A 13,065-nucleotide genomic window follows, 5' to 3' on the forward strand; every position below is an offset into this window, starting at 1 on the left:
TATAATAGTCCAGTAAAGTGGAAAAAATAAGTAAAAACATAAATCGCCAGTCCCAGCAAGCATAAAAAAAATAGCTTGAAAAAAGCAGCAAAATATTTTGAAGTCTGAGATTTCCCTTCGTTGCGAACCAGTGAAGTATGAAAACAATTGGTAAGAATATTGCAAAGTTTAGCGAATTAAAAAACATATTGTTTATCTATATTGTAATTCTTTGAACTGGTAAGACAAATTTGCAAATCACAATTTCAAATAGTATCCTCCAAAAGGTGAGAATTGGCTTTCTTAAATTTGCTTGAAAAAAGATTGGAAATTCATCGGCTCGATTCTAAAACAGATGGTAATTTAAAATAAAAATTATGCAGCTGTTCTAATTTATATCAACCGTTAAACCATTTTATAAATGTTACGCTAACTGCCCAATATAGATTTTATAAAATCTATGACGGGCACGTGGTCTTGATAAATAAAAAACAAAAAAGGATTGCCAATGTATGCTAACAGTCCCGTAGTATCAACCAAAAATCTCAAAGCCACAATAATAAAAAAAATTAAAACGGGCGCGGTAACCAATTGAAGCATTTTAAAACCAGGTCTATTTTTTAAAGAGTTGATATTTAAAACAATCACTGCTATCGCAAAAAGCCTTGCAACACCTATAAACCTTGATCCCGAGGGAAATAAACTAACCAAATTTGCTACACCTGCAAAGAACAGGGTGAATCCAAACAACGTAAATAACCCCATATTTTCCATTAAGTATTTTCTATTAAATACATAGACATAAATTATCATTACTGCAATAAAGTAATCAATTGCCTTACCAAAATATTGAATGTACCAGTTGGCAGTTGAAATACTTTCTACTTCACTTTCAGCATACCCTTCGTTACCATAAATTGCAACCTTATCCTCTAATAATTCAGGGGCATTAGACTCTAAAACGGTATTGATAGATTCTAATTTTACCTGAATAAAAAAACTGGTAAGTATATAAAAGATGAAAAATAAATGGACATTCTTAGGCAAATAAATATAAACCAATAAAACAGCTACGGGTATAAAAAAGGAAAAATGCACGAAAACGGAAGCAATTGCAACGAAAACATATTTTGTATTTTTTTCAAATAAAAAAGGCATGGCACCAAAAAAAAATAGGTGAGCTGCCGTGCTGAACCGAACAAATTGCAATGCCTGGATTGGGAATATAAATAAAAAAGAAAATAAAACCAATATTTGAAATTTGGTAAAATCTCCTTGTACTTTATCGATAATGTAACAGAAATTTCGTGAAAAAAGAAAGCCGTATATTACACCTACAAAAGCAAAAAAGATATGGGAATTATTAGTAAACCTTGAAATAAGGTACATCATAAGCGGCCTGAATATATCTAATGACCCTGAATCAGAATAGGCAATGCTGAAAATATCACCAATAGTTTTATTAGTTTTAGCAATTAATTCAAATTCTCTTGCATATCTAAAAGCATCCAATTCTTCCGACGTTGTGATAAGGCATAGCCCGACAAATACCGTAAAAAACCAAAGGAAATTTTTATACCGGGGATTTTTGAAATCGAACAAAGACTTCACTAACATTCCGAATGGCCACAAAAAGTAAAAGAAATAGTCCAGAACAATATTATTACTATTCTTTCTATTTTTTATTGCCGTTCCCGTTAAACCGAAACCCATGTTAGCTAAAATTGTATTGATAGATTATGCACCTGCATTAACGATAAACCGGCACATTTAAAATGAGTTGCCATTTGTTAATACGCTGTTCAAATTATCCAGTAGATTTTTTGCAACGGTCTTTGGAGAAAGGTAATTCCGAATTTCCTTTCGTTCGCCGAAGTCAATTAGGTTTTGAGATTTATTGAGAGCTTCCTCCAGCGCATTGAGAATTTCTGCCTTAGAATCAGCAGTAACTACAACGGTATTATGAAGGTGCTGCATTAATTTTCTTGCCGGGCTGTCCGGTGGACTAATGCTTAGAATCACTCTGTCTGCAACCAAATAGTTGGTCAGTTTGGAGGAAATGAAAACATCATGCTGAATATCGGCATCGATATCTACCAAAATTGCACATCGGAAAATAAAGATTTCCGGCTCATCTGTCCAGTTAATCAATTCAATTTTATCTGCAACATGTTTCGAAATGACGGCCTTCCCAGGATCGATAGATCCCACGAAATAAAGCTTTGCATCTTGATGCCGATTGCAAAAAACAGTAAATGCATCTATCAAATGCTGAATATTTCTTTTTCCATAAACAGAACCGAGATAAACAAATGATTTTTGCTCAAGGGGGGCCGTTAAGTTATTCTTTAACGGGCTGTATGGATTGGGCAACACAAAGGAATTTTTTATGTACTTTTCCCCAATCACATTTTTTTGATAGTTTAACATGGACTCATTCGTAGATGAGACGATTGTAGCGTGTTTATAGTAAGGTTTTATAATTGAAATAATAGATTTTCTAAGTTGTTGATTTTCTCCCCATCCTGCCGTAGAAGGCAAGGGATCAACCGCATGAATGGCCAAAGGAATGTTGAACTTTCGTGAAATTCGATACCCCAGTTCAAACACGGGAAACCCATAAGCGGAGGATATTACTAACACCAACTCTGGATTGAAGCTATCAACGATTTTTTTTGCGATTTGCACTCCTTTGTAAATCCAGGATAATCCTTTAAAATTTTTCCGGGTTAATACGAGTAAAAGTTTATCGAACCGATCATAGTCCAGATTACCTCCGTTTATTTCATAGAAAATATCAGCAGGTATTTCATTATTAGTAACCTTATTGCATATTATTTCCAGTTCAGGATTTTGAAGAACAAGACTTCCAAGTACATTTTTAATAACCAGTCCTGTGGCTGAATTGTTTATATCAAACACAACTAAAAGAATTCTCATCGATTATATTTATAAAGGTTGTGCTGGTTGATCCATTCTTTTAATTCTTGTAGCATGCAGTTATAACCTGGCACTTCAAATTCAAAGACTTTCGATTTTGTCAGGCTCTTATCAACCCGGTATTTATCCGTTGGCTTTATTGTAACACTGTCATTTTTAAAATTGAGATTTAGCAACTGTAGCAATTCATATTTTGAAATTTTGACTCCGTTAGTGACATGAAGCAATCCACTTAGATTATAATTGAGCGCTTTTTCAATTGATTTTGCCAGCTCTAATGTGGATATTCCGCTCCAGAATGCATCAGTGTAGCCATTGACCTCACTGGATTGATGCATGAACCAATCAAATAGACCTTCGCCCCTTGGTTTCAGTTCGGGACCAATAATAGAGGTACGCAAAGTCAGGTGTCGTTCACCATTGATTTCGCCTAATGCCTTAGATCTGCCATACACATCATCAGCATCGCGAAAACTATCTTCGCCATAAGCGCCCTTTTTGCCATTAAACACACAGTCTGTGCTGATGTGAATGAGTTTACTTCCAATTTCATTGGCAATTCTTACCAGGTAATTCGGAAAAAATGCATTCAGGTAAACAGCATTATCCGGGCTAGCCCTCGACTCGTTTATTAATGCACCTATACAATTGATTATGTAATCAGGCGATATCATTTTTAGCATTTGTGCTACTTCTTCAGTTTTTAGCACATCACAAATAATACTGTCAGTTGTTAGTTTGTTTCTATAACTTGTATTGTACATAGTATAACTACCCAGTTCATTCAGATAGTGATATACTACATGACCGGCCATCCCTGTAGCACCAAAAACAATTATCTTTTTCATTTGCAGGTGTTTTCTTTATGCCAAACTGTTCTGTTTACAAATTCGGTATAGGATAGTATTATTTTTAAAACTTTTCTGGAAACATTGCTAACCTTGTAATCACCCACCGTATCGTAAGGCAACGGATTTTCTTTAAAATGAGCCACCGTAACTTCTACTGCTTTAAGAATACTCTTTTTATTTAATCCTGCCATTATAACAGTGCCTTCATCCATTCCCTCTGGCCGTTCGTGGGCCTGCCGGATGGTAATTGCCGGAAATTTAAGTATAGACGCCTCTTCAGTAATTGTTCCACTATCCGAGATTACACAGAAAGCATTTTGTTGTAGCTTGATATATTCAAAAAAGCCAAAAGGTTTCATAAATTCAATCAGAGAATTTTGGTTCACAAAACCAATTTCAACTAATTTATTACGGGTGCGGGGATGAGTAGAAACGATTATTTTTTTACCAAAAAATTCTGCAAGCCCTGACAACGAATCCAGGAAATTGCCAAAATTTACTTCAGAATCAATATTTTCTTCCCGGTGGGCACTTACAATTATGTATTCGCCCACTTGCAGGCCTTCCTGTTCAAGTATAGCTGACTGATTGATATCTTCTTTGTAAAAGTTCAACACTTCCAACATGCCCGACCCCGTCTTAATAATCATATCCGGCTTTATTCCCTCACTAATTAAATATCGCCTTGCATGTTCAGAAAGTACCATATTAATATCACTCAGGTGATCAACAATTTTACGGTTAATCTCTTCTGGCACCCGTAAGTCAAAGCACCTGTTACCTGCTTCCATATGAAAAATCGGTATCTTGCGCCTTTTTGCTGCAATTACTGATAAACAGCTATTGGTATCTCCGTAAATGAGCATAGCATCGGGCTGTTCAGTGGATAACACTTCATCAGATTTTTTTATTACATTGGCAATGGTTTCGGCAGCGTTTGCTCCTGCAGCATCTAAAAAGTGATCTGGTTTTCGAATACCTAACTGCTTAAAGAATACTTCATTTAATTCATAATCATAATTTTGACCGGTATGCACCAATACATGATTTGTGTGTTTCTCTAATTCTGAAATCACCCTGCACAATTTTATAATTTCCGGACGAGTGCCCACAATGGTAAGTACTTTGATCATTAACTAAATTTTAATATCCCTTGGCAGGAACTGTATTATGATTATTTTTCAATAAATTTTTCAACCTGACAAAACTGATATACAATTTATAAAACACTTTAAATAACAGAGCGCTATTCCAAATTTGCATATGCTTAAACCCATAACCGAATGTTTTTCCAAAAAACTTAATTGGATAGGGTTCATTTTTAATTGTTTCTGAATAAAGTTGATGATTTAGAAGATAAAATCCATATTTGAGCGCCCCGGTAATTGGTTTAGGTTCCAAAGAATTTCTACTTATCAATGTGGTTGTTTCAGCCAAATCAGCGGGAATATATGCTACGTTTTGAAGGTAATAAGTTGTACCTCCCAATAAAATGACCGGCTTTCGCCAATAACAAGCTTCAGCTCCAACTGTTGATCCAAAAACAATCACTTTCTCGGATTGATCGATTAGCTTATATGTACTCACTGGTGAGTCTCCGGGAATAACCGTAACATTCCTGAATTCATTTTCCAGATCGCTTAAACGTTTGTGATAACCATAAGGAACTTTTATCAGGTTTGGATGTATTCTTAAATAAAAATGAAATTCATTATTATTTATAAATTCCGTCAATAATTCACTTATTCCTGATTCCTGGCTTTTAAAAATCCGGTATTGTTCCCATTCTGCGCCTAAAGCAATAAATTCATCTTCCGAAGAATTAAATATCACAATATTGCGCTTCGAAGTGTCCCAGTTATCAGGCAATTTTTCTGCTTGTTGATCTGCCGTAAACACTTTAATATCTCCCCTTACAAAGTCTGCATTCTTCCGCTTTTTATAAAATGCTGACGCCTGCTCTTCCTTTACTTGCGGATCCAAGCAGGATTCTTCCCAAATACGATTGATAATCTGATCGCGATAGTGAATATCCTGGGGTAAAACATTCACATATATTTCCCTGTCAAAAGAAGTTGTTCCATTGTTTACAGACTCAAGGACGTTAACATTTATATTTCTATTTTTGCAAATATCAAAGACCGGACGCACATCAGCCCAGCGGCCATTGTACAAAAAAACCTCATCGAAATTAATCTCGTCAAGCAAATTCTCCATTGCAGTGATTAGAATAATTTCTGACGCAAGCAAATCATTGAAATATTTTCTAAATTCCGTATCCATTACGGGCTCTTGATTTCGGGTATAAGAAACGTAAGATGAGAGTGCGCCATAGCCGATATAGCAATTCTTATAGACTATATTTTGAATATCAACTATATTTTCATAGGCGAATTCAGGGAACTGAATCTCATTGATATTAGCAAAATTCCCGATGCGCAAAGTTTTCACCCTGCCTTTGTATGAATTTTCCCCTACATTGCGTGCAAATTTGCAAACCTCGCATAAGGACCGGTCCGTGGTGTTATTAACAAAACAATTACGCAAAATTCCATCGCAACTCAATATAAAAACCTCATTATTAGGATTGGCTATAATTTTATCAATTTCATGCATCATGATGCCATAAAATGGTATCACCATTTGCCAATTGTAGTAAAATAAATATTTACACTTATTCATATCGCTTAGAGAAAAGGGTTAAAAAGGTATTTCCAGGGCATTGGATATACTTTACTACTTTGAATTCCTACCAAAAGCGCCATCAGAAGATTTATAAAAACACTAGTTATGATAATTCCCATAACGCCGTAGTGTACAACAGCAAAGTAACTGAGTAAAGCTTGAAGTAAAGCTGTTGAGATTGTTATAACGCCGAGCATTTTGGTACTTTTCGTGTAAAAGACATAGGAAGAAAATATAGAATAAAACATACCAAAAAAGCCCCCAAGTTGCAACCAGGGAATAAACTTTACAGCAGCTCCATAGTTTTTAAGAAAGAAGAGTTGGATAATGACCTTAATTGCAAAGTAACCTATAATATTTGCGGCAACATAAATTAAAATAAAATATTTCACTTGTTTCAATAACCTGATCTTAATATTTCTTTTTTCGCTTTCTACTCCAATCAGGTCAGTAGAGGCCAGAGTTTTAAATAAATAGGGTGTATACGCCGAAAAAAAAGCATTTGTAATCATAAAGAAAATGGAAGCTAATATTCCGGCAAAGGAAAAAATTCCATTTTCGGCAATCGAAATGGTATTGGTGATATATATTTTATCCAATCCTCCCTTCAACCAAAATGAAAGGGTATGTGGCAGTAGGGGAATTCCAAATATAAAAACCTGCTTAATTTGTTTCCAGTCAAATTTTGCTACAATTATATTTTCATGGTACAATATAAAAAGTGCGAAACCGCCGATCGCCACATTTGTTAGTACCAGACTTTCAACTCTCCCCTGCCATCCCCATTTAAGCAATACTACAAATAACAGTGTAAAAACAGCAGAAATAAACGATTGTACAAATTGATAAATGCCGAATTGTTTTACCTTTTCATCAAGTCTTAATTTGGCCTGGTAGATATAAATAGCACAATTAAAGAAAACCCAAATCAATGCATATAGCTGCCATTTGATAGTTAATTCAGTGTATTTAAAAATAACATTGTTTAACAACATGGTTAAAGCCAATGATATTGTTAACAATATTCCTATCAGGCAAAATATATTAAATACCAGGCTTGATTGCTCTTCTTTTTTAGTTTTATAATAAACAACCGTTAAATAGGTTGGGGTATTTAGCAGCGTGAAGGCAAATAGCACCTGGCACAGTACATTGAAATTTGACACTAGGCCAAACTCACCAGGGGTTAAATAGTAGGCAACAATGGGGAATACCAAAAATGGCATAGCCTTGCTAATTCCGTCAGAAAAAGCATAAATCGCCATATGCCGAAACAAAGGGTTAGAGGTAAAGTTTTTAATTGACGCTGCAACCTTCACCCTGATTATTGTAAGTTTAGATCAACCCGGATTTCAGGAAGTGTCATCAATAGATTTTTCATTCCTTCCACGTCTAATCGTTCGGTGTTATCTGAATGATATTCGTCAAAAGTGGCAACCTGCTGATCTCCTTCTGAAAAATATTTGGCATAGTTTAAGTCGCGGTTATCTGCTGGTATCCTAAAATACTTACCAAGATCTTCCGCTTTTATCATGTCCTCCCTGTTAACCAGTGTTTCATATACCTTTTCACCATGCCTGGTGCCAATAATATTGATCTCGCTGGATGATTTGTATATTTCAAGCAAGGCTTTAGCTAGATTTTCAATAGTCGCTGCGGGTGATTTCTGTACGAACAAATCGCCCTGTTTTCCATGTTGAAATGCATACCAAACCAAATCAACAGCATCATCAAGGGTCATCATAAAGCGGGTCATATTAGGATCTGTAATCGTTAACGCCTTCCCCGCTTTAATCTGCTCTATAAACAAGGGGATTACTGACCCTCTGCTAGCCATTACATTCCCATACCTTGTACAACAGAAAATAGTTTTTGTGTCATCCAGGTTTCGGGATTTAGCAATCGTCACCTTTTCCATCAATGCCTTTGACATACCCATTGCATTAATGGGATAAGCCGCCTTATCTGTACTTAAAACCACTACATTTTTTACTGAATATTTTTCAGCCGCAGTTAGTACATTCTCTGTACCCAAAATATTCGTCTTTACTGCTTCAATAGGGAAAAACTCGCAGGATGGCACTTGCTTTAAAGCGGCGGCATGAAAGATGTAGTCCACCCCTTTAACCGCTGCATCCACACTTCCTGGATCCCTTACATCGCCAATATAAAATTTAACTTTATCACTCTTAAGCTCCTTTCTTAAATCATCTTGCTTTTTTTCATCTCTGCTGAAAATCCGAATTTCTTTAAACTGCTCAGTGTGCAAAAAGCGCCGTAATACAGCATTCCCAAACGAACCAGTACCACCTGTAATGAGTAAAATCTTATTTATCATTTGAATGTTATTTTATATTTATCTGAAAAGGTTATCCAATGTATTTATACAGTATTGGGCAAAAAGCATTTTGTAAAGCGAGTTTATAGTTGAATTGTACCGGTTTTTATAAATAAAATATTAAAAATTTAACAGCAACTCTATCATATTGGAGACTGCGGCTTTTTGTAATTATCTCTTTATTATCCCAGCAAATCAAATGTAAGAGCAGTTCCTCTTGTTACATCCCGGTTAACATGCTTACCTATCAGTGCGTCAAAGTATTTTGGCGACAAACCTAAACCAGGTCTGATTATTCGGATATTCTTTTCAGAAAAAGCTTCCCCTTTTTCCATGTCTGCTATTATGTAAATGGAACGCTTAAATGTTAAACTCTTTTTCTCGTCTTCCTGTATTCCATATTGCACCTGGCCCAATCCCAAAAAAGCTCTTTCTGATTCTTCTACCAGCATCTTAAATTCTCGTGGTTCCATAGAGAATGCTGCATCCACCCCACCCTCTCCCCTGTCGATGGTAAAATGTTTTTCAATTACCCTTGCACCCAGTGCCACAGCAGCAACGGCTACACCAATACCTAACGTATGATCTGATAAACCTGCATAACACTTGAATAATTGGTATAAATGAGGTATGGTGAGAATATTGCTGTTTTGCGGTGTCGCCGGGTATGTGCTGGTGCATTTTAACAGTACCAGGTCTTTACAACCATTTTCCTTTAAAGTTTTTACTGCAATTTCAATATCTGCCAGTGTAGAGATACCGGTGGACATAATTATTGGCTTACCGGTTTGCGCCACTTTTTTTAATAAGGGCAAATGATTGTTTTCAAAAGAAGCTATTTTATAGGCGGGAGCATTTAACTGCTCCAGGAAATCAACCGCTGTGTCATCAAACGGTGTACTAAAACAAATGATCCCTCTTTGTTTAGCCCTGTCAAATATAGCTTGGTGCCATTCCCATGGCGTATATGCCTCTTGGTATAAATCGTATAAATTTCTCCCATTCCACAATGATTTAGGATCATTGATCAGGAACTCCCCATGTGAAACATTGATGGTCAAAGTATCCGCAGTGTAAGTTTGAATCTTAACAGCATGTGCTCCTGCATCAGCTGCTGCATCAATAATGGCTAATGCTTTGTCTAAAGACTGGTTGTGATTGCCACTCATTTCAGCTATAATAAAAGGCTTATGATCTTTGCCAATCAAAGTGTTACCAATGGTAATGTCAGGTATCATTTCTGTTTAAATATTTTATTTAAAATCTGCTGTTAAATTTTATCCTGGTAATGCTCGTATAAATACAAGCTGTCATCTGCTGAATACACACTCTTAAATCCCAGGCTTTCGAAAACTTTTTTTGAAGCAGTATTAACTTTTTTAACTACAGCCCTGAATGAATAAGACGGGTACTTTTCTATACTGAGTTTGACAATTTGTTTTCCATACCCCATCCCCCTGTAGTTTCTATCAATCGAATAGTTAATATTCCAGCACCCATCCTGTAGGGCTATCCTGATTTGCCCCACTGGAACATGATCATTCTCCAATATTAACATGCTAATATTTGCATCATTTAACTTTGAGTTGAACCAGTCAATGTGATCATCCCATAATATTGGCTGCTGGTTAATAGAATTATTCCGTACCGCATCATCATTGGCCCAATAAAATAGCAATTTTGCATCTCCATCAACAGCTTCCCTTAGCCTTAATCTTGCATTGTTATTATTCAATTGATTACAATTTAAACTGTATGATGTGCGGTATCAATTAGAACCCATATTAAATTGCTGGAAAATATGCTGCAGGTTACGTTTTGACAGCATCACTTTTTTGCTGGTTTGAGTAAGGCCTATTTTTGACAAAGCCTGTTGAATGATGCCTGCCTTTAACTCTTTCAAATTGCCCAGGCCAGCAGCCCTGTTTTCATTTAGAAAACCATTATAAATAAATAACTGGTTATTTACATAAAAACCGGTAAAGCAGGTAAGGCCTCTTGCATAAGCCTCCAGCAGCACGGTACTGGCAGAAACAAATGCATACGTACACCTATCCATTAAAACAACTATTTCAGTTGCAGTTAAATTCTGATACAGCTTTATATGGTCCGATTGTTCACTTATCAATAGAAGTTCCCGCATCATTTCTTCGGGAAAAGAAGAGGAGCACATAATATGTAATGTTCTAAATTGATCAATATGCTTTAAAAAACGAACCAGATTAATGGTGATTTGGAAATAATCAGATCCCCCCAAACTTATAAACACATCACTGGTGATTTTACACGTTTGGGGAAAAGGCATGAAAAAAGGTTGTCTTAAAATAGCATAGTCCAAACCAGTAAAGAGTTTTGTATATGGCGCTGTCTTATAAATATTTTCATCTATTCCCGGAGCATGATTGATGACTGCATCAGCATAAAAAAAATTCACAGCCTGGTCATCGATACAAACCAGTTTACATCCTTTTCTTTTAATTGCCTGCTGATACCTTGTTCCAAAATAATAACCGTCCAGAACAACAATCTCATTCCCACTCAGCAAATCATTCAGATCGAAGTCTATTTCATCTGAAGCTGTTATTTCATCCGCTGTTTTAAAAGGAAGTTTACCGGGTAATATCAGTACTTCATCACAATATTTCCTAATTTCTACTTCTATAAAATCACTTGACCTGTATAAAGCAAATACAAGGTAATAATTCTTTGTCAGTAGATCCGCCAATGCCAGCAACCTGTATACATGGCCAAAGCCAATGAGATTATTTCCATCGGCACGAAGTAAAAGTTTTTGTTTAGCCATTCGCAACTTTGGTGAGCAGCGAATATTTTAACTCTGCGATTTTCCAATCCATTTCATTATCTATATCCTGCACCTGTAATTCATTTAAAATGACCGCACCACTTTTGTCTGTAAATAATTTCTGTTTTTCTAAAAAAGCAAGAACATTGATCCAGTAAAACTGTCCCGCATCATGATAAAAGGGTGGCAGATCCTGCGATCTTTTGTCGATATTTTCCGGCCATTGCATAAACACCTTTCCTGCTTTCTCCATTTTTAAAGATCGCATTACGGGATAGCTAAAAGCACAAACGGGGAATACGCTATCATAATTTCCTTCCTTAAGCAACCTGTATCCCTTTTCTAATATGCTGGTACTTATAAAGGGAGCTGTAGGATATATGCAACAGGCATCATTATACGTTTTCCCAATTTCATCCAACTGCCGCAATACCTCCAGCAATACATCTGCAGTGCTGGAAAAATCTCCTGCTGTTTCCTCACTGCGAAGAAACGGAACATTGGCACCAAATTCTTTAGCAATTGAAGCGATTTCATTATCGTCTGTTGAAACAATTACATCTTCAAACAAACCAGAAGCCAATGCAGTCTGAATGGAATAAGCAAGAATCGGTTTACCCCAAAAAGACTTAATATTCTTCCTTGGTATCCGTTTACTTCCTCCCCTTGCCGTAATAATAGCTACTTTAGACATTGAAAAAATCAAAAATTGATTTTATAGTAAATTCTTGTTCTTCTTTAGTTAATGTAGGATACATTGGTAAACTTAGACAATGTTTATAATAATTCTCTGCATTCGGCATATCATCCTCTTTCCAACCAAATTGTCTGTAATATGGCATTAGATGAACCGGTATATAGTGCACTTGGGCAAATATATTATGTTCTCTTAGATAGTTTATTAATCCCTTTCTATTTTCAATCTCAATAACATATAAATGATAGGCGTGTCCTTCCACTATGCCAGATTGCCCTTTTATAAAAAAGGCCTCCGCAAATGCCTCCTGGTATAATGATGCAATTTCTTTTCGCCGCGCTAGCCCTTGCTCCGCTCTTTTTAATTGGCTCATGCCTAATGCTGCCTGGAAATCGGTCAATCGATAATTATAACCTAACTCCTGCATCTCATAATACCAAACACCATGATCCTCTATTTTTTTTGTGGCATCCTGTTGAATACCATGGGTTCTTATGTTTAATAACTTCTTATAAAGGTTTTCGTCATTTGTTGTAATCATTCCTCCTTCACCTGCTGCGATATGTTTTACAGGATGAAAAGAAAAAATAGCAAGGTCAGCAAATTTGCCATTCCCACAATTGTTTTTGCCTCCGGTTGAATCAATAAAATACCCTCCCGGAGCATGACATGCGTCTTCAATAATCCAAAGACCATATTCGTCTGCCAGTTTTCTAAATGCTTCCAAGTTATTTGCTCTCCCCGCAAAATCAACAGGTATCACACCCTTATA

Annotated in this window: 12 protein-coding genes; all 12 read right to left on the reverse strand. The window is 36.0% G+C overall.

Annotated features, from left to right (window positions below; genetic code table 11):
* Positions 1-408: 408 nt before the first annotated feature.
* Complete coding sequence (locus tag JWR61_RS02355) at positions 409-1,692, reverse strand: EpsG family protein (protein ID WP_301926250.1); 1,284 nt, start codon at positions 1,690-1,692, stop codon at positions 409-411.
* A 57-nt stretch (positions 1,693-1,749) separates the two neighbouring features.
* Positions 1,750-2,919 (reverse strand): glycosyltransferase, encoded by a 1,170-nt coding sequence (locus tag JWR61_RS02360; RefSeq protein ID WP_301926251.1) that lies wholly within the window; start codon positions 2,917-2,919, stop codon positions 1,750-1,752.
* On the reverse strand, positions 2,916-3,767 hold the full coding sequence (locus tag JWR61_RS02365) for an SDR family oxidoreductase (RefSeq protein ID WP_301926252.1): 852 nt from the start codon (positions 3,765-3,767) through the stop codon (positions 2,916-2,918). Before JWR61_RS02365 ends, JWR61_RS02360 begins: the two co-directional genes overlap by 4 nt.
* A complete protein-coding gene (wecB, locus tag JWR61_RS02370) occupies positions 3,764-4,903 on the reverse strand; it encodes a non-hydrolyzing UDP-N-acetylglucosamine 2-epimerase (RefSeq protein ID WP_301926253.1) in 1,140 nt (379 codons plus the stop codon). The genes JWR61_RS02365 and wecB overlap by 4 nt, the downstream gene beginning before the upstream one ends.
* Positions 4,904-4,913: 10 nt before the next feature.
* Complete coding sequence (locus JWR61_RS02375; protein ID WP_301926254.1) at positions 4,914-6,413, reverse strand: hypothetical protein; 1,500 nt, start codon at positions 6,411-6,413, stop codon at positions 4,914-4,916.
* A 44-nt stretch (positions 6,414-6,457) separates the two neighbouring features.
* Complete coding sequence (locus tag JWR61_RS02380) at positions 6,458-7,720, reverse strand: oligosaccharide flippase family protein (protein ID WP_301926255.1); 1,263 nt, start codon at positions 7,718-7,720, stop codon at positions 6,458-6,460.
* 59 nt (positions 7,721-7,779) lie between these two features.
* Positions 7,780-8,793 carry a polysaccharide biosynthesis protein gene (locus tag JWR61_RS02385; protein ID WP_301926256.1) on the reverse strand — a complete coding sequence of 338 codons (1,014 nt, stop codon included), beginning with the start codon at positions 8,791-8,793 and terminating at the stop codon, positions 7,780-7,782.
* A 182-nt stretch (positions 8,794-8,975) separates the two neighbouring features.
* On the reverse strand, positions 8,976-10,031 hold the full coding sequence (pseI, locus tag JWR61_RS02390) for a pseudaminic acid synthase (RefSeq protein WP_301926257.1): 1,056 nt from the start codon (positions 10,029-10,031) through the stop codon (positions 8,976-8,978).
* A gap of 32 nt (positions 10,032-10,063) precedes the next feature.
* The gene (locus tag JWR61_RS02395) at positions 10,064-10,528 is read right to left on the reverse strand and encodes a GNAT family N-acetyltransferase (RefSeq protein ID WP_301926258.1); all 465 of its coding nucleotides are present in this window, start codon (positions 10,526-10,528) and stop codon (positions 10,064-10,066) included.
* Positions 10,529-10,561: 33 nt separating this feature from the next.
* On the reverse strand, positions 10,562-11,596 hold the full coding sequence (locus tag JWR61_RS02400; protein ID WP_301926259.1) for a hypothetical protein: 1,035 nt from the start codon (positions 11,594-11,596) through the stop codon (positions 10,562-10,564).
* Positions 11,589-12,290, reverse strand: a complete 702-nt coding sequence (gene pseF, locus JWR61_RS02405) for a pseudaminic acid cytidylyltransferase (protein ID WP_301926260.1) — start codon at positions 12,288-12,290, stop codon at positions 11,589-11,591. The genes JWR61_RS02400 and pseF overlap by 8 nt, the downstream gene beginning before the upstream one ends.
* A partial coding sequence (locus tag JWR61_RS02410) for a DegT/DnrJ/EryC1/StrS family aminotransferase (RefSeq protein ID WP_301926261.1) occupies positions 12,283-13,065 on the reverse strand: 783 nt, incomplete at its 5' end. The genes JWR61_RS02410 and pseF, both read right to left, overlap by 8 nt.

It is taken from the genome of Ferruginibacter sp. (assembly GCF_028288465.1).
Taxonomy (GTDB): Bacteria; Bacteroidota; Bacteroidia; order Chitinophagales; family Chitinophagaceae; genus Ferruginibacter.

Bases quoted from the DNA above. Each gene is read 5' to 3' on its own strand.
- pseI (WP_301926257.1), bottom strand. From the start codon at position 10,031: ATGATACCTGACATTACCATTGGTAACACTTTGATTGGCAAAGATCAT.
- JWR61_RS02380 (WP_301926255.1), bottom strand. From the start codon at position 7,720: ATGGCGATTTATGCTTTTTCTGACGGAATTAGCAAGGCTATGCCATTT.
- pseF (WP_301926260.1), bottom strand. From the start codon at position 12,290: ATGTCTAAAGTAGCTATTATTACGGCAAGGGGAGGAAGTAAACGGATA.
- JWR61_RS02355 (WP_301926250.1), bottom strand. From the start codon at position 1,692: ATGGGTTTCGGTTTAACGGGAACGGCAATAAAAAATAGAAAGAATAGT.
- JWR61_RS02360 (WP_301926251.1), bottom strand. From the start codon at position 2,919: ATGAGAATTCTTTTAGTTGTGTTTGATATAAACAATTCAGCCACAGGA.
- JWR61_RS02385 (WP_301926256.1), bottom strand. From the start codon at position 8,793: ATGATAAATAAGATTTTACTCATTACAGGTGGTACTGGTTCGTTTGGG.
- JWR61_RS02400 (WP_301926259.1), bottom strand. From the start codon at position 11,596: ATGGCTAAACAAAAACTTTTACTTCGTGCCGATGGAAATAATCTCATT.
- wecB (WP_301926253.1), bottom strand. From the start codon at position 4,903: ATGATCAAAGTACTTACCATTGTGGGCACTCGTCCGGAAATTATAAAA.
- JWR61_RS02375 (WP_301926254.1), bottom strand. From the start codon at position 6,413: ATGGTGATACCATTTTATGGCATCATGATGCATGAAATTGATAAAATT.
- JWR61_RS02365 (WP_301926252.1), bottom strand. From the start codon at position 3,767: ATGAAAAAGATAATTGTTTTTGGTGCTACAGGGATGGCCGGTCATGTA.